Raw genomic sequence first — 21,989 nt, forward strand, 5'->3', positions numbered from 1 at the left:
ATTCGATGATAACTCGTAGGGTATTTTATCAAAACCCTAATTAATTCAAGGTACCAAGGGCAGTTAATTTTTTCAAAAAACTAGAAGGAAACAGTAACTATCAATAACACAATATATTATGCATTCAAACTTCATGTATGGAGGAGAGAGCCAATTTCTTCTCTATGCACTTTTCTCCGTTTGTACGAAAAATAAAGTGATTTTCCAAGCTTATCAGCGAGCTGGAGTAAAAGAATATTGAATTGTGGACCCAGCGAATGAACAAGCTGAAGTTTATTAATTGGAAAAACGGCTTATGAAATCTTTACAACAAAACGATTTGATAATTGTATACGTTTTAAAAGATTTAACAATAAAGTTAAAAAAAATATTTTCATCATTAATAAAGACACTCCCCCCGCGTTATGTGGGGTTTCTATTCCCGTGTTAGCGAAAAAACAATCAATAGTGGGGATATCCTATCCTGATAGAGACACCGTACGAGAGCAAGAAATCTTAGAAAAAAGGTTGGAACAAAATTAAGAATAGTAAAAGGATATGATGGTAAAATATGGACAGCATTTCCAGTAAAATAACTTTTGAATACAATTTTGTAGTTGATAAAGGAATTATTTCAAATAAAGATAAAAGTGATATTTCTACTATATTAGCGATAGATGCTACATTCAGGATAAATATTAATAATGAATTATACTTTGAAACAGAACTTGCTATCTTGGAATTCTATAAAGCACTATACAAGTGGAAAGAGCGGATTACAGAAGATTATATCCCAGAATTCCATTATTATACAATTGAATATGCCGATTATGAAGAAGGTGCTATTCTGTCTCTAATTCCATTTTCAAATAAGGCAAGAGTGAAATCCATTTGGGCAGAACAAGATTTGTATAATATTTTTGATTTAGACTATATCGCGAGGGAATTTTCTAAATTAGAGCAAAATTTAAAACAAGATATAGAAGATTACTTTGGTATCAAATTAAAAAAGTTTATAAAACATATCCCTTTGATGGAAGGCCCTTATATGGATGATGAATAGCATTAAACCAATTTTTTTAGCATTTTTCCACCTTTTTTCGAATGTTAAAATAGAAATATCCTGAGTTTATAGGGAAGAAATTGGTAAACCATTTTAGGCTAAAATTTTACATAAAAAGATACCCTCGATATGTTTCCATAGACACACATCGAAGGTTAAAGTCGAGTTGATGGATTTACTTTTATTTTTTGAAACCTAGCATTTACAAGATTTTCCTGTCTTTACTTTCTTGTTATCAACACCACACACTCCACATGGCTTGAGAGGACAGGATGAATGTCATTTGAACCTGTCCGTTCTCGGAAACATATCCACTGCGTTTTTGGTGCTATCGGTAGACGGGAACATATCCACTATATTCGCATTAAAAGAATAATGTATAGATAGAGACCTACAACATTCCCCAAAATAAGTTGATTTGAGCGGTGAGGAAATAGAGAATCAATCCTATAGTCACCACCTTGATTATTTGTTTTGGAGACTGATATAAAACAAAAATTGTGGCTATCCAAAGTAACAATTCCAAATTATTTCTAATATCAAAATACCAAAACCCAAATACAAAAGCCTGTCTTGAAATAAACATAAAAATTATAGATGAAAGAGAAATAGCAATTATACCTTTCCCTTTTGCATACCAACACATAAAAGCCATAAATGGTGAAATACAAGTCATTATAATCCAAATTATCATATATGATCTAGGAAAAAAGCCAGCTACCAAAACTGTGTATAAATAATAGCTACCTACCATACCCACAAAAAACAAAAATACATTTATGGCAGACCTGACAGGTGATTTGCTATATACAGATATTAACACCGCAAGGAAAATCCAAACCCCCATACGAGAAAAGAAGTTTCTTAAATCTAACACTTCTAGAAAATAGGGTAATGAATTACTTAGGGTTGTTTCAAGCATCTTGGAAACTAGGCCTAAAATAACCCCCGCGATAAACATTAAAGTTGAATATAAAAATTTTCTTGATAGCGATATACTAATTGGTCTTCGAATTTCATTTAAGAAATCTTTCATTTGTTCTCTCCTGAAAAAATCTTTATTCATATTTTTCAATTAAACCACGGCATAAGATGTAAATACTTCGCTTTACAAATAAGAATTTATGCCTAGTCTGAATAATAATTGTGCCCAATTACACCACCTAAATAGGTTAGGTATATTTAGCACTTGCGCCTTTTCATATCCTCTTCATAGGCAGCCAAAATTCTCTGATATTCTTTTGGGTCATCATTCTCACAGTCCAGTTTTATCACCCGATCGGCAATAGGTTCTAAAGAATCTGGATTGTACCAAGGCTCCTTAATTGTAAGATATGTGATTTTTTTGGTTTTTTGACGTTTAGCCATTTCTTTTAACATCTGAATTTCTTTTTCATTTTTTGTTACACTTTGAATCGGCCATATAATCATAAAGTCAAACGCATAATCATCGTATTTTTCACTATTGCTTTTAGTGGTTAAATTATCAAAGAAAATTGTTAGATTTGATAATTTCATTCCTTGTCCATATTTCTTCGGTACGTTAACCTTATAGAGTTCCGCCCAACGGAAGAAGTTCTCCATTCCATCTTTTGATGTATGAATTAGATTAATCAGCCCTTTCAAATTCCCTTGGGCATTTAAGGCTTTAAGAAGAGCCTGATGCTTTTCCTTGTCAGCAATACCTCGTAGCAATAATGTTTTTTCTGTTTCATTATTCATGAAATCTATAATCTGATCATATGCATTTTTTACGTCGGACATATTTTATCCACCCCTTCACTAATAAAAAATCACTATTGGTTTTTTGAATATACCCAAAATAAAATACTATCTGTTAATCTCAAACAAAACAGCGCGTCTTCAACTGTTGGCAATTCAATAGTATTCTCGTTCCTATGGGTCCCGTAATCAGACATCATAGAGTAAATNGGAGTGCTGACGATAGAATTAAAAAATTGAGATGTATGATATTCACCTTTAAAACAATAAATAAAACAAGGCATTAGATTAACCACCTAATGCCTCCTCCTCTGATTGAACATCAATATGAATATTCATTTCTATTATATCTTAACCCCAATTAACTCCTCAATCTCTACCTCTAAAACCTTAGCAATCGTCTGTAAAATCGGATAACTAAATTGCTGTCTTTTCTTACCTTGCTCAATTGCATTTAAAACTTGTACCGATACCCCAGTTTCCTTTGCCAACCTTTCAATTGGTATTTCCTTTTCATTCCTGATTTTCTCCAACCTTTCGCCAAAATCACCCAACATCATAACCCACCCTAAAATTTTTCTATAAACAAGAAACCTTTTTGAAAATTTATATATTATATACTTTTACTTCGCCTTTAATTCAGTATAGGTTTTAAAGGTTGAAGCAACAGAATTTTAAAGATATTTTTTTCCATCGACTATAGTCATCAAATTATTACTTTTTCCAACCTTTTATAAAAAAATTCAATCGTGATGAATATTTCTTCCAAATGAATTGAATATTAATCCCTAAAAAGAAAGAGGGATTAAAAATGCTATTTAAAAAGCCACCTTTATTACATGGTCCAATTTTTAGACAAGTTTGTTCAAAAGCATACGACAAGGGAAATATCCATCTCCGATGCACTTATTGCAATCTTTTTAATGCAGAAAAGGAGAAAAACAAAAGATATATATGCAAATTATGCTTTGGTGATAAAACTTTTGAATATCTGACAGCAATGACAATAAAACACATGGAACTAAGTAATTATGAGGTTCATTTCCAGTATTCATCAAAGGAATGTTTCTACAAAAGTTTACTTATTTTTGATTTTCGTCTTTGTCCTATACATTTTTACCAAACCTGTTTTTTCATAGAGATGCTTGAGGATTGGCATACTTTTGAAGAATTCAGTGGCTTAATAAAGGGGGCAATAAAGCTGAAACATGCCATGATGATTAAAGAACCTATATTTTATCTTTATGAGGAGGATTTTGGAACACGCTTGATAAAGAAGGAACTTGCATTTTTAATGCAACCAAGAAATTAAAAGGCTTTTTTAAATTAGCCGAACAAATTGATAACAGCAGTGGGGAACAGAGAGATAACCTATTGAATGATATTTACAAAATGTCTCCTTATTACCCATATCTAAAATTTTTAGATAAAGAAGCTATATAAAAGAAATTCTGACCTTTCTCATTAGAGTAAGTCCAATATAATCGGGGAATAAAGAATCAGCACTTCAACTATAATTATAAAAAATTTATTATAGCAAAGGAGTTGGCTGGTTTGAATAAAGAAGAATTCTTATCTATGAATCCAGATTTACGTGTAAAAAAGAGGTTCTCCGTCAAATGTTGGGGTGGTAAAGAAATCAGGCCACCCCTATCCTATATGTAGACCCATTCCTTTATACTGATGTCTCAATAAGATTCTTGCTCGAAATCTCTTGAAGTTTTTATATCCATAGCCGTTTCGCTTGATGACTTTTGTCGTATTATTGATTCCTTCCAAAAAGCCATTGGAATGACCATACACAAAGCTATTCAGGATTTCTACTTGCCAATTTCGAAACGTTTCTATCGCTTGTTTCATCTCTGGAATTCCTGATTCCTCTACTACTTGATAAAATGCTTCCAGCTCTTTTTTTACCTCTTTGATCTTTTCTTGACCGATCTCTTTCGCTCGGTTAAACCATACTTGATAACGTTCTTTTAGTTCATAGGCTTTTTTTAGCTCTTCCGACATATTCAAATAGCGTTCTAAATGCCACTGATCGTCTTCAGTTAAAGTGTTTTGAGGTTTATAAAAAATGTACCTTTTTCTTTTGCACTTTTTGCGGTCATAGTCGTGAAACTGCTGCTGAATACGCCTGCGAACTCGATCAATCCCCCAATAAATATAACGACAAAAATGAAAACGATCCGCCACGATCACTGGGTTCCCTAGGGCCGAACGAACGGCTGCCTTAAAAGAAGGACTCATATCCATAATCACCACTTGAACGTGGTGACCATGCCTTTGAAGGTAGTCTTTTATCGTCTTTTTATTTCGGTTCGGTAGGATGTCTAGGGGTTGCTTTGTGATCCCATCGGCGATGATGAGTTGATACTTTCCTTCCCTTGTATCTCCTTTATATTCATCAATCGCAATCACTCGAGGTAGTGACTCTACTTGCTTGACTTCCGTTTGAGCGATTTGATCAAATCGCCTCATAATGGTCGTGGATGAGGTACCGTAAACATCCCCTACTTCCTTAAATGTCTTTCCCTTAATAGCGCATACGGACACGGCCTGATTCCATTCAATCGATGTTCGTTGATATCGTTTGACAAACGTATTCTTTTCGGAAAAGCGTTTTCCGCAAGCACAGGCATATCGACGACGTTTATACCAAATATACGTCATCCGTTCAAACCATTTTAAATGTTGAACTTTTTGCCATCGATAATCATGAACTTTGTTGGTGAGCTGACCACAGTCAGGACAAGGGTGTGGCTTTCGCTCCATTTCCACATAGAGGAGGATTTCCCCTTTACGCTCCTCCATTTTTATCACCTGACAGTCTTTTAATCCTGGGATATTCATGATAGAATTCATAGTACACGCAACTCCATTCTTTTTACTTGTTTCTGGACAATTCAAGTATAAAAGAATGACGGGGTTGCGTGTCTTTTTTTTTTGACCAAAATTGTATGAAAACCCCAACATTTATTATAGAGCCNTATGCAAATTATGCTTTGGTGATAAAACTTTTGAATATCTGACAGCAATGACAATAAAACACATGGAACTAAGTAATTATGAGGTTCATTTCCAGTATTCATCAAAGGAATGTTTCTACAAAAGTTTACTTATTTTTGATTTTCGTCTTTGTCCTATACATTTTTACCAAACCTGTTTTTTCATAGAGATGCTTGAGGATTGGCATACTTTTGAAGAATTCAGTGGCTTAATAAAGGGGGCAATAAAGCTGAAACATGCCATGATGATTAAAGAACCTATATTTTATCTTTATGAGGAGGATTTTGGAACACGCTTGATAAAGAAGGAACTTGCATTTTTAATGCAACCAAGAAATTAAAAGGCTTTTTTAAATTAGCCGAACAAATTGATAACAGCAGTGGGGAACAGAGAGATAACCTATTGAATGATATTTACAAAATGTCTCCTTATTACCCATATCTAAAATTTTTAGATAAAGAAGCTATATAAAAGAAATTCTGACCTTTCTCATTAGAGTAAGTCCAATATAATCGGGGAATAAAGAATCAGCACTTCAACTATAATTATAAAAAATTTATTATAGCAAAGGAGTTGGCTGGTTTGAATAAAGAAGAATTCTTATCTATGAATCCAGATTTACGTGTAAAAAAGAGGTTCTCCGTCAAATGTTGGGGTGGTAAAGAAATCAGGCCACCCCTATCCTATATGTAGACCCATTCCTTTATACTGATGTCTCAATAAGATTCTTGCTCGAAATCTCTTGAAGTTTTTATATCCATAGCCGTTTCGCTTGATGACTTTTGTCGTATTATTGATTCCTTCCAAAAAGCCATTGGAATGACCATACACAAAGCTATTCAGGATTTCTACTTGCCAATTTCGAAACGTTTCTATCGCTTGTTTCATCTCTGGAATTCCTGATTCCTCTACTACTTGATAAAATGCTTCCAGCTCTTTTTTTACCTCTTTGATCTTTTCTTGACCGATCTCTTTCGCTCGGTTAAACCATACTTGATAACGTTCTTTTAGTTCATAGGCTTTTTTTAGCTCTTCCGACATATTCAAATAGCGTTCTAAATGCCACTGATCGTCTTCAGTTAAAGTGTTTTGAGGTTTATAAAAAATGTACCTTTTTCTTTTGCACTTTTTGCGGTCATAGTCGTGAAACTGCTGCTGAATACGCCTGCGAACTCGATCAATCCCCCAATAAATATAACGACAAAAATGAAAACGATCCGCCACGATCACTGGGTTCCCTAGGGCCGAACGAACGGCTGCCTTAAAAGAAGGACTCATATCCATAATCACCACTTGAACGTGGTGACCATGCCTTTGAAGGTAGTCTTTTATCGTCTTTTTATTTCGGTTCGGTAGGATGTCTAGGGGTTGCTTTGTGATCCCATCGGCGATGATGAGTTGATACTTTCCTTCCCTTGTATCTCCTTTATATTCATCAATCGCAATCACTCGAGGTAGTGACTCTACTTGCTTGACTTCCGTTTGAGCGATTTGATCAAATCGCCTCATAATGGTCGTGGATGAGGTACCGTAAACATCCCCTACTTCCTTAAATGTCTTTCCCTTAATAGCGCATACGGACACGGCCTGATTCCATTCAATCGATGTTCGTTGATATCGTTTGACAAACGTATTCTTTTCGGAAAAGCGTTTTCCGCAAGCACAGGCATATCGACGACGTTTATACCAAATATACGTCATCCGTTCAAACCATTTTAAATGTTGAACTTTTTGCCATCGATAATCATGAACTTTGTTGGTGAGCTGACCACAGTCAGGACAAGGGTGTGGCTTTCGCTCCATTTCCACATAGAGGAGGATTTCCCCTTTACGCTCCTCCATTTTTATCACCTGACAGTCTTTTAATCCTGGGATATTCATGATAGAATTCATAGTACACGCAACTCCATTCTTTTTACTTGTTTCTGGACAATTCAAGTATAAAAGAATGACGGGGTTGCGTGTCTTTTTTTTTTGACCAAAATTGTATGAAAACCCCAACATTTATTATAGAGCCAAAAAAGATAAACAAATTGCTTGAAGCAATGCAGTTGCCTGATATAGCAAAATCACTCGATATACCTCCGAGCACCTTTTCTTCACTAATGCAAAAAGGAGATTATGTGTTTGTTAAAAGGGATAAAAAATATTTTAAGTTCTTAAGGGGGGCAAATAGCACAGTGGAAGAAATTAAAACTTCCGATTACAATGAGGAGCTTTCATTCCTTAAAGAGAACATTGATGCACTAAAAAATCTTATATCGAATCAAGAAAAGCACAACATGCTAATTCTTGATAAAAAGATATATGATACTTCAGCTAAGTATGTAAATAAAAACATTAAGGTCAATGATTCCATATATCAAGAATTTACCTCGACATGCGTAAGCCAATTTCCACATTTAAAAATACAAGACCTAATCGCCCAAGCATTTGTCGATTTCATTTCAACCTATTCTTCAACAAGAGCTTGACTCTTAATAAAAAACATATGGTCTTTAATGGTTATACTTATATTACCATTCTAAATTCCCCCATTGCAAGAAGCGTCTCAGCCACTGTTTGACTAATTTTCGCAATGCTTTCATTTCTTAACATCCATTTTATTGTCTTCGGAATCTGCCTTTATTAAGTCAATAAGCATTTTTTCGGTTTCCCTTGGTAATATCCGAAGAAATTCACGAATTCCAATTCCATAAAGGGACAGCAGTAGAAACTCATCTGCTCCTTCCAACTTGCCATCAATAATTTCGATTTTTTCAGGGAGAGCTTCCAGCATAGAGTAAGTAATTCTTTGCCCCTCTTCCTTTATCACCATATTATTCACTCCATCATTAATTCTTTTTTTGACGTGGTTTAATCAATAGTTTCACTGTACAATTCATAATTCCCTGCACAATATACGTGTCTATAACTTCAAATCCTTGCTTACTATATCCTTTTTTATATAAGCTGATAAAATCTTCAACACAGTCATGATGACACGCAAATTGTGATACTCTTGTTCCTTCCCATTGCCAAAGACTTTCATCATTTTTTGGTTTAATTACTTTATTCGACATTTAAATTTTATCGCTCATATTCAGATTCTCCTTGCAATTCTTTGATAAATTTAAGTTCCTCTTCCGTATCAGCTTCAAAATCCTACTCATACATATCATCACGTATCAAAATGTCCCAGATGTTCATTGTTTTCACCCCCCTTCATTTATCAGTTTTTTCGCTTACACCAAGAAAACAGAAAAAGGCTTTGACTATAGTCGTTATAAGTCGTTTTTTTATATAACGACACGAATAGCCAAAGCCTTTAAAAGAAAATATAGATTTTTGTTTCAATTATCATATTTTATTTCCATACTCTTTCATAAGTAACTTTATTATTTTCACTTTTTATAAGATATATGTCAGGGTTACTAAGATTTTTCCAATCTTCAAATCCAAAATCATTATTAAAATACTTTAATAGTAAGGACATTATATTTCCATGCGTAACAATGATTGTATTTTCATTCCCACCTTTAAAAACTTCCTCTACAACCCCGACTATTCGTTTCATTGCTTCTTGACTGGACTCTCCACCATCAAATTTCAAATCAATATTATCAAATGTTTCTCTTAGTTTTTCAAGCCAATCAGTAAGATTCTTTGTGCTTAGTACACGTTCTGTTAATTGTCGGTTAATCTCTATCTTAATATCTAATTGCTTCGCAAGTGGCTGTATAGAATCAATTGCACGTTTATAGGGACTCGAAATAATACGGTCTATTTTCACATCAAAAAATAACTCGGATAATTCCAACGCTTGTTTATAACCTCTATCTGTAAGTTGTGCTTCAGGTGGCTGTCCTACTGCCTCGCAATGCCTTATAACATAGATATTCTTCATCAAAACACCTCCAATAATTTGAATAGATAGTATAGGGTTATGACGAATGAATTCGATTCAAGGATTCCGCTTGTTTAATGCTTTCTTTTAAATAGATAGGGGCTTTAGAATGACTTAATATCTCTTCCGTAGATAGCCAAAAAACCCTTTCAACTNCGTTCAAACCATTTTAAATGTTGAACTTTTTGCCATCGATAATCATGAACTTTGTTGGTGAGCTGACCACAGTCAGGACAAGGGTGTGGCTTTCGCTCCATTTCCACATAGAGGAGGATTTCCCCTTTACGCTCCTCCATTTTTATCACCTGACAGTCTTTTAATCCTGGGATATTCATGATAGAATTCATAGTACACGCAACTCCATTCTTTTTACTTGTTTCTGGACAATTCAAGTATAAAAGAATGACGGGGTTGCGTGTCTTTTTTTTTTGACCAAAATTGTATGAAAACCCCAACATTTATTATAGAGCCAAAAAAGATAAACAAATTGCTTGAAGCAATGCAGTTGCCTGATATAGCAAAATCACTCGATATACCTCCGAGCACCTTTTCTTCACTAATGCAAAAAGGAGATTATGTGTTTGTTAAAAGGGATAAAAAATATTTTAAGTTCTTAAGGGGGGCAAATAGCACAGTGGAAGAAATTAAAACTTCCGATTACAATGAGGAGCTTTCATTCCTTAAAGAGAACATTGATGCACTAAAAAATCTTATATCGAATCAAGAAAAGCACAACATGCTAATTCTTGATAAAAAGATATATGATACTTCAGCTAAGTATGTAAATAAAAACATTAAGGTCAATGATTCCATATATCAAGAATTTACCTCGACATGCGTAAGCCAATTTCCACATTTAAAAATACAAGACCTAATCGCCCAAGCATTTGTCGATTTCATTTCAACCTATTCTTCAACAAGAGCTTGACTCTTAATAAAAAACATATGGTCTTTAATGGTTATACTTATATTACCATTCTAAATTCCCCCATTGCAAGAAGCGTCTCAGCCACTGTTTGACTAATTTTCGCAATGCTTTCATTTCTTAACATCCATTTTATTGTCTTCGGAATCTGCCTTTATTAAGTCAATAAGCATTTTTTCGGTTTCCCTTGGTAATATCCGAAGAAATTCACGAATTCCAATTCCATAAAGGGACAGCAGTAGAAACTCATCTGCTCCTTCCAACTTGCCATCAATAATTTCGATTTTTTCAGGGAGAGCTTCCAGCATAGAGTAAGTAATTCTTTGCCCCTCTTCCTTTATCACCATATTATTCACTCCATCATTAATTCTTTTTTTGACGTGGTTTAATCAATAGTTTCACTGTACAATTCATAATTCCCTGCACAATATACGTGTCTATAACTTCAAATCCTTGCTTACTATATCCTTTTTTATATAAGCTGATAAAATCTTCAACACAGTCATGATGACACGCAAATTGTGATACTCTTGTTCCTTCCCATTGCCAAAGACTTTCATCATTTTTTGGTTTAATTACTTTATTCGACATTTAAATTTTATCGCTCATATTCAGATTCTCCTTGCAATTCTTTGATAAATTTAAGTTCCTCTTCCGTATCAGCTTCAAAATCCTACTCATACATATCATCACGTATCAAAATGTCCCAGATGTTCATTGTTTTCACCCCCCTTCATTTATCAGTTTTTTCGCTTACACCAAGAAAACAGAAAAAGGCTTTGACTATAGTCGTTATAAGTCGTTTTTTTATATAACGACACGAATAGCCAAAGCCTTTAAAAGAAAATATAGATTTTTGTTTCAATTATCATATTTTATTTCCATACTCTTTCATAAGTAACTTTATTATTTTCACTTTTTATAAGATATATGTCAGGGTTACTAAGATTTTTCCAATCTTCAAATCCAAAATCATTATTAAAATACTTTAATAGTAAGGACATTATATTTCCATGCGTAACAATGATTGTATTTTCATTCCCACCTTTAAAAACTTCCTCTACAACCCCGACTATTCGTTTCATTGCTTCTTGACTGGACTCTCCACCATCAAATTTCAAATCAATATTATCAAATGTTTCTCTTAGTTTTTCAAGCCAATCAGTAAGATTCTTTGTGCTTAGTACACGTTCTGTTAATTGTCGGTTAATCTCTATCTTAATATCTAATTGCTTCGCAAGTGGCTGTATAGAATCAATTGCACGTTTATAGGGACTCGAAATAATACGGTCTATTTTCACATCAAAAAATAACTCGGATAATTCCAACGCTTGTTTATAACCTCTATCTGTAAGTTGTGCTTCAGGTGGCTGTCCTACTGCCTCGCAATGCCTTATAACATAGATATTCTTCATCAAAACACCTCCAATAATTTGAATAGATAGTATAGGGTTATGACGAATGAATTCGATTCAAGGATTCCGCTTGTTTAATGCTTTCTTTTAAATAGATAGGGGCTTTAGAATGACTTAATATCTCTTCCGTAGATAGCCAAAAAACCCTTTCAACTTCATTAGGACTATTAGGAAATGCAACACCAGAATCATATTCACAAAGAAAAACAATATCCACCACATTTTCACCTGTATCAGTTACAAAAGATGTACTATGTACATAATTTAACTTCTCTTTTATCTTCACACCGACTTCTTCAAAAATTTCACGCTTTACTGTTCTTTCTAATATATCTGAGGAGTTCCCTTCAATCTCTACCTTACCACCTACAAGAGAAAGCATCCCCCCAGCATGTTCCTCTTCTTTGCTTCTTTCAATTATTAGCCACTTATCATTTTTCCTTATAGCACCTTCAACATTTACAATAAACATTTTAGGTTACCCCCCAACACTTTTTATTTTGCCAAATCCTGTACTACCTTTTTGTAAATCTCTCATTTTAGAATAATGATATTAACCATAAGGGTTGAAATCTAAGGACACCGTAAGAATTCTTTTGTCAATATTATAACAGCTATTTTCCAATAAAGTATATTGAATCAAGATTATTTGCCTATAAATGGATTCCTAATCCATTTCTCCTTACCAAGCTGTTCAGCATCATGCTTCGGTATTGGAATTGGATTTATATTTAGCTTCTCTAACATCTTTGAAAATTTTTCAATCTTATACTTGCTATACTTTTCCTTTTGCCTTCCATTGCAATTCAACTTTAAGTCTTTCAGGTTATCAAACCCATAACGTGACACATCACACATAAATTCTCTCAAATTGTTCTTATCTCTTTCTTTAATATTGCTCATTTTAATGACTTTTTCCGATTCACTAATTGGATAGTAATCCCCTTTGAAGAAAATCGGACAAATGTTCTTTGTCATATACTTTGTCCAAAATTCATCCGTCAAATAATTTTCTAATCGCTTATCCAACCCATACGTTCTCTTCATGTAATTCAAGTGTCTGTTTTGCAAACTCACTTCAAATCTCAAAACGTCTTTTTCATATTCCTGAATTTGTTCACCGTTTTTTTCACGCTCGGTTTCTTTATCATAAATCATTACTTTTACCGATTTTGAATTAAAATAAATAGTTGATTTATAATGGTCATTTTTTTCTTAAATCCATACTTTTCTACCGTTTTTTTATAGATTTTCAGCAAAAAGTCCCGATGTTTTTTATTTGGTATTACTGCATCAAATCTGAAATCCAGTCTCAACAACGTCAATTCCTTATTACGATCTCCGAAAACGAAATAAAGGTATTCATCAAGGCATTTTTGTATTTTAGTAATGTCCTTTTCCTGTATATCTGCTTTGCCTATCAGTTTTATAAAGTCAACGTAAACATCCATTTGCCATATGCTAAATAGCTTTTTGATGGAGGTTGATATTCCATTAAAATTTTTATCTATCACATTTCCAATTAAGGTTATTTTCTCTTTAAACTTCCTGCACAATAGTCCTATTTCCTCTTCCTGCAATAATACGTGAAACTTTGCTGTGTGTATCATAATGTAAACTGTCTCCTTTACCTTTTGTGTATTTCCCTTTATTTCTGTAACGGGAAAGTGATAAATCCTTTTATACCAAGTCTTCAATGGACTTTTCTTTGTATATTTTTTTCCCGAACCGAACATATTTATTGTTACCGTTTAAGCTCTTAAAGGCTTGTATTGTTATAATAGAATCAATCAACCTTTTAAAAAATGCTTTTTGTGTTCTATAGCGTCTAACCACTGAACCAAGTGAAATAAGGAAAAAAGAGGCTGGGACATAACTAGCCAAAAGTAGTATATAAAAAGGTTCCAGGCAATAAAAAATTTGCTTGGAACCTTTTTTGTGGGGTTTTTCCATTTCTCGTCACTATTTTACCGCTGATGGCGGTGACTTTTCTCATATTCACCGCCATCAACGCAAAGGCTAATTCATTTTTCACTTTCTGTTTTCCTCTGACGGAAAAACGAGTGAAACCTAAATTAGCCTTCAGAAAACCGAACGCTGGTTCTACATCAATTTTACGTTTTCCGTAAATTTCACCAGTTTTCTCGTCTGAAAGCTTCGTACGTACATATTCTTTTTGGGACTCCCACTTTTCATTTATGTAGACTTTTCGGTTGTTCCCTTCTTTTGCTTTCGTGCATAAATCGCGGAGTGGACAATCCGAACAGTCCTCACACTCGTACACTTTAAATTCACGGGTGAATCCGTACCTGTCTGTTCGTTTGGAATGATGGCTAAATCGTACTTTCCGACCATTTGGGCACAGAAAAGTATCTTCGTCCTCATTATATTCCCAATTATCTACATGAAAAGCGTTGTCCTTATGCTTCTTTTTCTTCTCCTTTCGATATTGATTGTATGTAATAAGTGGCGTTCGATTTCGATTCTCGATGATATCTTCATAATTCTGTTCGCTACCATATCCTGCATCCGCGACAATGAATTCCGGAAGCTCGAAAAAGTTTTCTTCAATCGTGTCGAGAAAAGGAATTAAAGTGCGTGTATCGGTCGGGTTTGGGAAAACATCGTAAGCGAGCACATATTGACCTTCCGTCGCAATTTGGACATTGTAACCAGCTTTCAATTGACCGTTCTTCATGTAGTCGTCCTTCATGCGCATAAACGTCGCATCTGGGTCCGTCTTTGAGTAACTATTGCGATCACCGAAAATCTCCATATCGTTTTGATACTTTTGTTTGCGAGTAATGTAATCCATCCATTGCTTCCGAGATTGTATGGGTAATTTGCGTTCGGAACGGAGCTTTTTCCGTTCACTCCCAACTTCAGATACTTCAATCTTTTTATTATATTCCTCGATTTTCTCGTCTAACTTTTCGACTACTTCTTCCATTTCTTTGACGGAAAGTTCCTCTTCCTTTTCTCGCTCTATTGCTGGGATGATCTCCTTCTCTAGCAGCTCATCATACAGTTGATTGGACTTTTCAATTAGCTTATCACTATATCTTTCAATGGACTTCCGCCATACAAAGGTGAACTTATTTGCGTTTGCTTCAATTTTTGTACCATCAATAAAAATGGCTTCCTCTTCAATCAATTCCTTTTCCACGAGCTGATTTCGGAACTGGACAAAGCATTCACGTAGGATGTTTTCAATGAGTGGATTAGAACGGAAGCGATTGATGGTGCGATAGCTAGGTTCATGTCCTTGAGCCAGCCACATCATGCGGATACTATCCTGTAATAAAGCTTCTATTTTACGGCCGGAAAACACGGATTGCGTATATCCACACAAAATGACTTTCAACATCATACGAGGATGATACGCGGGACGGCCGGTTTGTCGTATGAAGTCCTCGAAAGCTTCTTCGGGAATACTCTCGACAAGATCATTGATCGCAAAAGCAATATCGTTTTCTTTCAACTTAATTTCTAAATTTAGCGGTAAAACTACTTGATTCATGTTATAATGTTTAAACATAAGGGCACCTCCAAAATTATTGTTTCGTCACTTTAATTTTATCAAAAGGTGCCCTTTTTGTTTACTAGAATTGTGACAAAAAAGGCGTTGGGTCTACACTTTTTAGTGTAAGCTCCAACGCCTTAATTTTTATTTTACTGGAGTTTTGTCCCAGTCTCATTTTTTCCCCGGTTAGGGGTCTAACCAGCTTAGGGTTCAAATAAAACCCATAATCTCTTTCGCTGACCTACTTACGATCTGTCAAATACGAAAAGTAAAATAATTATCGGACTAAGTTTAATTTCTTATCTTTGATTTCATAAATCACATCAGCCACATTATCAAGCAGCCGTTTGTCATGGGTGATAAACACTATAGTTCCGGCATACTCCTTCATTAGTATTTCCAAAGCCTCTAAGCTTGGTATGTCAAGGAAATTGCTGGGTTCATCCATTAGTAAGATGTTATATCTACCCATAAGCATTTTAGCTAGCAATAATTTCATAATTTCGCCGCCACTTAAAACAGATAAGCTTTTTCTAATATCGTTCTGCTTAAATCCCATGGATGCTAGCACGGAACGAATTTCTGAAACATTGTAATCACAATCCTCCTGCATAAACTCCAGGACTTTCTGATTACTGTTGTACTTGTAACCATTTTGTGCAAAGTAACCTATTTTTGCCTTAGGTGAAATAGAAATTCCATCTTCATGGTTTAAGATCATTTGGATTAAAGTTGTTTTTCCGGTTCCATTACCACCAGTTAACGCCACTTTTGCTCCAAGCGGAATTTGAAAAGATGCATTTTCAAACAGTACCTTATCTCCAAATATTTTATTAATTTCCTTACCGACAATAGGATATGGATTGTGGAGCTCCAATGCTTTACTTTGCCTGAAACGAATCCTACGAATATCTTCTGGAGCTTCTACACTTCCTAAGGCCGCAATCCTATGTTCTAGGGATTTAGCGGCATTATGCATCTTTTTTTCCTTACTTCCTATTGATTTTTGATGAGCTAAACGCCCTCCGCCTTTAGTACTTTTTTTCTTTGAAGCACCTTTTGCCTTCTGTCCTATTTTACGAGCCTGTTTTCGCTTTTCCTCCGCAGCCCTTTCCAATCGGGCACGTTCCGCAACAAATTGTTCGTATTCTGCAGCTTGGCTCTTGCGTTCTTCCTCTTTCTGACGAAGATAATCAGAATAGTTTCCCCAATACTCAGTGATTTTGCCATCTTTCAGTTCCCATATTTTATCTACTACCTCATCAAGAAAATAGCGGTCATGGCTAATAACTAACAGTGCACCTGTAAAATATTTTAGCTGTCCAATTAGAAAATCAATTCCTTCACGGTCTAAATGGCTCGTAGGTTCATCCGCTAAAATACCATGAACCTGTGCCGATAAGGCCTGTGCTATTTTAAGTCTTGTTTCTTCACCACCGCTCATGGTCTGTATATCTAATTGCTCAACACCGAGCTTACCCACAAGTGCAAAATCTTTCTCCTCCTGCAAAGTTACTTCGTCCAACTGAGGGATATAGGCAAGTTCACCCAGACGATTCATTTTACATCCTGGGGGAGTTAATTCTCCTAAAAGTACCTTGAGTAACGTGCTTTTTCCTGCACCATTTGCTCCTACTAAACCAATACGGTCATAATCATACACTTCTAATTCATCTATATCTAAACAAGTGCGTCCTTTAAATTCCACACGAATGTCTTTTGCTTTTAATATCAATTCCATAACATTTTCCTCCTGTCTATAATCGCATGTTTTCATTTGCTTGTACGCAGGGAAAACCCTGCGATTTTAGCAGGAAAAATTACATGAAAATTAAATACATAAAAATGGCCCTCCTATGAATTTTGTTTTAAATCTAATTTTCTAATCTCAGTTATCATTGGGCAAACTATTGCAATGCCAATAATTAAAATACCTGATAGTAAAAACCAATGATTTACACCGATTCTATCAGCAATGAATCCAGAAAGAATTAACCCAATTGGCATAGCAAGTGACATGATACTTCCGGTCAAAGAAAATACACGTCCTAAATATTCAGGCTTAATTTTCTCCTGAAAAAGAGCTGTTTGCACACCGCTATAGAATGGCACCGAAAGCCCCATTATTGCACAGCAGACTACAAATATGAAAAATCCACTTTGAGGAAGTAATCCTGAAATGGTTAAGCTTATCCCCATCATAAAAATTGATGCCGTTATTAATAAGATTCGCTTTTGGTAATTCCCAAATAACCCTAATAATAGACCCCCTATCAACATACCAGAGGCATAAGCAATCTCCGTAATAGAAATATGCATCGGTGTACCATTAAAATATTCCATAGTGATTAAAGGATATAATGCATTTATGGGCATATAAACAAACATATATAATGTTCCAACGAGTAATAAAGCAAATAATCCTTTATTTTGCCGTAGTACAGCCATTCCTTCTTTCATTTCTCTTATGAAATTTGGTTTCAAGCTTTGCACTTGATCGCCTAGCTTAGGAATACGTACAATTGCTACCGTAATAGACGCAATCATAGCACCCAATACATCGATGGCAATAATAGCATTTAATTCCCAAACAGAATATAACAATGCTGCAACCGCCGGACTAACAATATAGCTTATAGACTGCAAAGACTGACTATAGCCTGCACATTTCGTAAGCTGTTCTTCTGGTACTAAAAGTGGCGTAACCGCATTGAGAGCCGGGGTATGAAAAGCTGTTCCAATGCTACGGATAAACAATACGACCATAACCATCCAGATAGGTAACTCCATATACAATGCAACAATAGCTAGCACGGCCCCAGCTGCTGCGATAATTAAATCAGCACCAATCATTATCTTCTTCCTATCATGACGATCCACTAATACACCAATGGCTGGTCCAAAGACCGCATAGGGTAAAAAACCTACAAGTGAAGCCATAGACAAGACCATCGCAGATCCTGTTTTTTCTGTAAGGTAAAAAATAATCGCCATTTGCAGGATGGCACTAGTGATTAATGATACTGCCTGCCCTGCCCATATTGTATAAAACTTAAGTTTCCAATTGTTGTATTTTTCCATTTATATTATCTCCTGCATATTATTTTGCTTGAATTTCTATTTTGAATAGCATTCTAGGCAATAAAAAATGCAGGCCTAAATCCACAATGTGGCTTTTGGTCTGCATACATACAATATGGAAACATTCATAATAAAGACATAGTTAAATAAAGGTATAGTTAAATGACCTATATCCTCACCGTAACTAATGAATGCTCAATATCGTATAAATAAGCACAACAAAAAAGCCTATCATCGGGGATAGATTCTGCTTTTTTTATTGCCAGCTTATCTTAAACGCATTGAGGCTGTCATAGTTTCGGTTCCTCCTAAATTCTTATTTGTATCAGCGTATATTTTAACACAACAAGTCGTTTTAAGCAACTTTAAAATTAAAAAAATCCAATATTAACCGCCAAAGGGTGCTAGCCCCTAATTGGCGGTTAATATTCTATATCTCTTCGTCAATCTCAATCCCAGACTTGAATTCAACGGTGAGCTTATCTTCATATATCGTTACTTTCTCAATAAGTCGCCTTACTAACTGTTCATCATATTCCTCCAAGCGACTGACATATCGCCTAACAATAGACCTACACCCATGGTTATTGCAATGTACCTGCATTAAAAATTTACATCCATCCTATCTCCACAACCCTAAGCATTTATCTATTCTGTCAACTCAACCCTAATTTTAGGCTAAAATTTTACATAAAAAGATACCCTCGATATGTTTCCATAGACACACATCGAAGGTTAAAGTCGAGTTGATGGATTTACTTTTATTTTTTGAAACCTAGCATTTACAAGATTTTCCTGTCTTTACTTTCTTGTTATCAACACCACACACTCCACATGGCTTGAGAGGACAGGATGAATGTCATTTGAACCTGTCCGTTCTCGGAAACATATCCACTGCGTTTTTGGTGCTATCGGTAGACGGGAACATATCCACTATATTCGCATTAAAAGAATAATGTATAGATAGAGACCTACAACATTCCCCAAAATAAGTTGATTTGAGCGGTGAGGAAATAGAGAATCAATCCTATAGTCACCACCTTGATTATTTGTTTTGGAGACTGATATAAAACAAAAATTGTGGCTATCCAAAGTAACAATTCCAAATTATTTCTAATATCAAAATACCAAAACCCAAATACAAAAGCCTGTCTTGAAATAAACATAAAAATTATAGATGAAAGAGAAATAGCAATTATACCTTTCCCTTTTGCATACCAACACATAAAAGCCATAAATGGTGAAATACAAGTCATTATAATCCAAATTATCATATATGATCTAGGAAAAAAGCCAGCTACCAAAACTGTGTATAAATAATAGCTACCTACCATACCCACAAAAAACAAAAATACATTTATGGCAGACCTGACAGGTGATTTGCTATATACAGATATTAACACCGCAAGGAAAATCCAAACCCCCATACGAGAAAAGAAGTTTCTTAAATCTAACACTTCTAGAAAATAGGGTAATGAATTACTTAGGGTTGTTTCAAGCATCTTGGAAACTAGGCCTAAAATAACCCCCGCGATAAACATTAAAGTTGAATATAAAAATTTTCTTGATAGCGATATACTAATTGGTCTTCGAATTTCATTTAAGAAATCTTTCATTTGTTCTCTCCTGAAAAAATCTTTATTCATATTTTTCAATTAAACCACGGCATAAGATGTAAATACTTCGCTTTACAAATAAGAATTTATGCCTAGTCTGAATAATAATTGTGCCCAATTACACCACCTAAATAGGTTAGGTATATTTAGCACTTGCGCCTTTTCATATCCTCTTCATAGGCAGCCAAAATTCTCTGATATTCTTTTGGGTCATCATTCTCACAGTCCAGTTTTATCACCCGATCGGCAATAGGTTCTAAAGAATCTGGATTGTACCAAGGCTCCTTAATTGTAAGATATGTGATTTTTTTGGTTTTTTGACGTTTAGCCATTTCTTTTAACATCTGAATTTCTTTTTCATTTTTTGTTACACTTTGAATCGGCCATATAATCATAAAGTCAAACGCATAATCATCGTATTTTTCACTATTGCTTTTAGTGGTTAAATTATCAAAGAAAATTGTTAGATTTGATAATTTCATTCCTTGTCCATATTTCTTCGGTACGTTAACCTTATAGAGTTCCGCCCAACGGAAGAAGTTCTCCATTCCATCTTTTGATGTATGAATTAGATTAATCAGCCCTTTCAAATTCCCTTGGGCATTTAAGGCTTTAAGAAGAGCCTGATGCTTTTCCTTGTCAGCAATACCTCGTAGCAATAATGTTTTTTCTGTTTCATTATTCATGAAATCTATAATCTGATCATATGCATTTTTTACGTCGGACATATTTTATCCACCCCTTCACTAATAAAAAATCACTATTGGTTTTTTGAATATACCCAAAATAAAATACTATCTGTTAATCTCAAACAAAACAGCGCGTCTTCAACTGTTGGCAATTCAATAGTNTGAGAGGACAGGATGAATGTCATTTGAACCTGTCCGTTCTCGGAAACATATCCACTGCGTTTTTGGTGCTATCGGTAGACGGGAACATATCCACTATATTCGCATTAAAAGAATAATGTATAGATAGAGACCTACAACATTCCCCAAAATAAGTTGATTTGAGCGGTGAGGAAATAGAGAATCAATCCTATAGTCACCACCTTGATTATTTGTTTTGGAGACTGATATAAAACAAAAATTGTGGCTATCCAAAGTAACAATTCCAAATTATTTCTAATATCAAAATACCAAAACCCAAATACAAAAGCCTGTCTTGAAATAAACATAAAAATTATAGATGAAAGAGAAATAGCAATTATACCTTTCCCTTTTGCATACCAACACATAAAAGCCATAAATGGTGAAATACAAGTCATTATAATCCAAATTATCATATATGATCTAGGAAAAAAGCCAGCTACCAAAACTGTGTATAAATAATAGCTACCTACCATACCCACAAAAAACAAAAATACATTTATGGCAGACCTGACAGGTGATTTGCTATATACAGATATTAACACCGCAAGGAAAATCCAAACCCCCATACGAGAAAAGAAGTTTCTTAAATCTAACACTTCTAGAAAATAGGGTAATGAATTACTTAGGGTTGTTTCAAGCATCTTGGAAACTAGGCCTAAAATAACCCCCGCGATAAACATTAAAGTTGAATATAAAAATTTTCTTGATAGCGATATACTAATTGGTCTTCGAATTTCATTTAAGAAATCTTTCATTTGTTCTCTCCTGAAAAAATCTTTATTCATATTTTTCAATTAAACCACGGCATAAGATGTAAATACTTCGCTTTACAAATAAGAATTTATGCCTAGTCTGAATAATAATTGTGCCCAATTACACCACCTAAATAGGTTAGGTA

Annotated in this window: 25 protein-coding genes and 1 pseudogene; 4 read left to right on the forward strand and 22 right to left on the reverse strand. The window is 34.6% G+C overall.

What is annotated here, in order from left to right:
* Positions 1-550: 550 nt before the first annotated feature.
* On the forward strand, positions 551-1,042 hold the full coding sequence (locus tag BN2144_RS02665; protein WP_033826804.1) for a DUF7878 domain-containing protein: 492 nt from the start codon (positions 551-553) through the stop codon (positions 1,040-1,042).
* Between the two features lie 391 nt (positions 1,043-1,433).
* Here BN2144_RS02665 and BN2144_RS02670 read toward each other — a convergent pair whose 3' ends face one another.
* From BN2144_RS02670 to BN2144_RS02685, 3 genes are all read right to left on the reverse strand, one after another.
* Positions 1,434-2,078 carry a DUF6518 family protein gene (locus BN2144_RS02670; protein WP_033826805.1) on the reverse strand — a complete coding sequence of 215 codons (645 nt, stop codon included), beginning with the start codon at positions 2,076-2,078 and terminating at the stop codon, positions 1,434-1,436.
* A 146-nt stretch (positions 2,079-2,224) separates the two neighbouring features.
* Positions 2,225-2,764: a hypothetical protein gene (locus tag BN2144_RS02675; RefSeq protein WP_230199691.1), complete on the reverse strand. Its 540-nt coding sequence runs from the start codon at positions 2,762-2,764 to the stop codon at positions 2,225-2,227.
* Between the two features lie 344 nt (positions 2,765-3,108).
* On the reverse strand, positions 3,109-3,318 hold the full coding sequence (locus BN2144_RS02685; protein ID WP_222860069.1) for a helix-turn-helix domain-containing protein: 210 nt from the start codon (positions 3,316-3,318) through the stop codon (positions 3,109-3,111).
* 257 nt (positions 3,319-3,575) lie between these two features.
* Here BN2144_RS02685 and BN2144_RS02690 point away from each other — a divergent pair, with 257 nt between their 5' ends.
* Positions 3,576-4,076, forward strand: coding sequence for a hypothetical protein (locus BN2144_RS02690; RefSeq protein ID WP_033826809.1), 501 nt, complete (start codon positions 3,576-3,578; stop codon positions 4,074-4,076).
* Positions 4,077-4,414: 338 nt separating this feature from the next.
* Here BN2144_RS02690 and BN2144_RS02695 read toward each other — a convergent pair whose 3' ends face one another.
* Positions 4,415-5,629 carry an ISL3 family transposase gene (locus tag BN2144_RS02695; RefSeq protein ID WP_033826337.1) on the reverse strand — a complete coding sequence of 405 codons (1,215 nt, stop codon included), beginning with the start codon at positions 5,627-5,629 and terminating at the stop codon, positions 4,415-4,417.
* 822 nt (positions 5,630-6,451) lie between these two features.
* Positions 6,452-7,666, reverse strand: a complete 1,215-nt coding sequence (locus tag BN2144_RS02705; RefSeq protein WP_033826337.1) for an ISL3 family transposase — start codon at positions 7,664-7,666, stop codon at positions 6,452-6,454.
* Positions 7,667-7,761: 95 nt separating this feature from the next.
* Between BN2144_RS02705 and BN2144_RS02710 the strand changes: the two genes are divergently transcribed.
* Positions 7,762-8,247, forward strand: coding sequence for a hypothetical protein (locus BN2144_RS02710; protein WP_033826896.1), 486 nt, complete (start codon positions 7,762-7,764; stop codon positions 8,245-8,247).
* A gap of 110 nt (positions 8,248-8,357) precedes the next feature.
* Here BN2144_RS02710 and BN2144_RS02715 read toward each other — a convergent pair whose 3' ends face one another.
* The 4 genes from BN2144_RS02715 to BN2144_RS21100 form a co-directional block, all read right to left on the reverse strand.
* On the reverse strand, positions 8,358-8,591 hold the full coding sequence (locus BN2144_RS02715) for a hypothetical protein (protein ID WP_033826811.1): 234 nt from the start codon (positions 8,589-8,591) through the stop codon (positions 8,358-8,360).
* 16 nt (positions 8,592-8,607) lie between these two features.
* On the reverse strand, positions 8,608-8,835 hold the full coding sequence (locus BN2144_RS02720) for a hypothetical protein (RefSeq protein WP_033826812.1): 228 nt from the start codon (positions 8,833-8,835) through the stop codon (positions 8,608-8,610).
* 284 nt (positions 8,836-9,119) lie between these two features.
* Positions 9,120-9,659, reverse strand: a complete 540-nt coding sequence (locus tag BN2144_RS02725; protein WP_033826813.1) for a histidine phosphatase family protein — start codon at positions 9,657-9,659, stop codon at positions 9,120-9,122.
* A gap of 149 nt (positions 9,660-9,808) precedes the next feature.
* The gene (locus tag BN2144_RS21100) at positions 9,809-10,117 is read right to left on the reverse strand and encodes a transposase family protein (protein WP_082195127.1); all 309 of its coding nucleotides are present in this window, start codon (positions 10,115-10,117) and stop codon (positions 9,809-9,811) included.
* On the opposite strand from BN2144_RS21100, the gene BN2144_RS02735 reads away from it, so the two are divergent.
* Positions 10,102-10,587: a hypothetical protein gene (locus BN2144_RS02735; RefSeq protein WP_033826896.1), complete on the forward strand. Its 486-nt coding sequence runs from the start codon at positions 10,102-10,104 to the stop codon at positions 10,585-10,587. The two genes, BN2144_RS21100 and BN2144_RS02735, sit on opposite strands and share 16 nt — an antisense overlap.
* Positions 10,588-10,697: 110 nt before the next feature.
* Here BN2144_RS02735 and BN2144_RS02740 read toward each other — a convergent pair whose 3' ends face one another.
* The 13 genes and pseudogenes from BN2144_RS02740 to BN2144_RS02795 form a co-directional block, all read right to left on the reverse strand.
* Positions 10,698-10,931 carry a hypothetical protein gene (locus tag BN2144_RS02740; RefSeq protein WP_033826811.1) on the reverse strand — a complete coding sequence of 78 codons (234 nt, stop codon included), beginning with the start codon at positions 10,929-10,931 and terminating at the stop codon, positions 10,698-10,700.
* A 16-nt stretch (positions 10,932-10,947) separates the two neighbouring features.
* Complete coding sequence (locus BN2144_RS02745; RefSeq protein ID WP_033826812.1) at positions 10,948-11,175, reverse strand: hypothetical protein; 228 nt, start codon at positions 11,173-11,175, stop codon at positions 10,948-10,950.
* A 284-nt stretch (positions 11,176-11,459) separates the two neighbouring features.
* Entirely contained in the window at positions 11,460-11,999 is a 540-nt protein-coding gene (locus BN2144_RS02750) for a histidine phosphatase family protein (protein ID WP_033826813.1), read from the reverse strand.
* A gap of 37 nt (positions 12,000-12,036) precedes the next feature.
* Entirely contained in the window at positions 12,037-12,471 is a 435-nt protein-coding gene (locus BN2144_RS02755) for an NUDIX hydrolase (protein WP_033826814.1), read from the reverse strand.
* Positions 12,472-12,644: 173 nt separating this feature from the next.
* On the reverse strand, positions 12,645-13,070 hold the full coding sequence (locus BN2144_RS02760; protein WP_222860070.1) for a hypothetical protein: 426 nt from the start codon (positions 13,068-13,070) through the stop codon (positions 12,645-12,647).
* Between the two features lie 24 nt (positions 13,071-13,094).
* Positions 13,095-13,157 (reverse strand): annotated as a pseudogene (locus tag BN2144_RS20835) (hypothetical protein); the annotation flags it as partial.
* A 5-nt stretch (positions 13,158-13,162) separates the two neighbouring features.
* Positions 13,163-13,609 carry a hypothetical protein gene (locus BN2144_RS02765; protein WP_187366954.1) on the reverse strand — a complete coding sequence of 149 codons (447 nt, stop codon included), beginning with the start codon at positions 13,607-13,609 and terminating at the stop codon, positions 13,163-13,165.
* A gap of 266 nt (positions 13,610-13,875) precedes the next feature.
* Positions 13,876-15,537: an IS1182 family transposase gene (locus BN2144_RS02770; RefSeq protein ID WP_230199692.1), complete on the reverse strand. Its 1,662-nt coding sequence runs from the start codon at positions 15,535-15,537 to the stop codon at positions 13,876-13,878.
* 262 nt (positions 15,538-15,799) lie between these two features.
* Positions 15,800-17,263 (reverse strand): ABC-F type ribosomal protection protein Msr(D), encoded by a 1,464-nt coding sequence (msr(D), locus tag BN2144_RS02775; RefSeq protein WP_012102962.1) that lies wholly within the window; start codon positions 17,261-17,263, stop codon positions 15,800-15,802.
* Between the two features lie 113 nt (positions 17,264-17,376).
* The gene (mef(A), locus tag BN2144_RS02780) at positions 17,377-18,603 is read right to left on the reverse strand and encodes a macrolide efflux MFS transporter Mef(A) (RefSeq protein WP_033826817.1); all 1,227 of its coding nucleotides are present in this window, start codon (positions 18,601-18,603) and stop codon (positions 17,377-17,379) included.
* Between the two features lie 971 nt (positions 18,604-19,574).
* Complete coding sequence (locus BN2144_RS02785) at positions 19,575-20,219, reverse strand: DUF6518 family protein (protein ID WP_033826805.1); 645 nt, start codon at positions 20,217-20,219, stop codon at positions 19,575-19,577.
* 146 nt (positions 20,220-20,365) lie between these two features.
* Positions 20,366-20,905, reverse strand: a complete 540-nt coding sequence (locus BN2144_RS02790) for a hypothetical protein (RefSeq protein ID WP_230199691.1) — start codon at positions 20,903-20,905, stop codon at positions 20,366-20,368.
* A 296-nt stretch (positions 20,906-21,201) separates the two neighbouring features.
* The gene (locus tag BN2144_RS02795) at positions 21,202-21,846 is read right to left on the reverse strand and encodes a DUF6518 family protein (protein WP_033826805.1); all 645 of its coding nucleotides are present in this window, start codon (positions 21,844-21,846) and stop codon (positions 21,202-21,204) included.
* Positions 21,847-21,989 lie beyond the last annotated feature (143 nt).

Source organism: Bacillus andreraoultii (assembly GCF_001244735.1).
Taxonomy (GTDB): domain Bacteria; phylum Bacillota; class Bacilli; order Bacillales; family Caldibacillaceae; genus Caldifermentibacillus; species Caldifermentibacillus andreraoultii.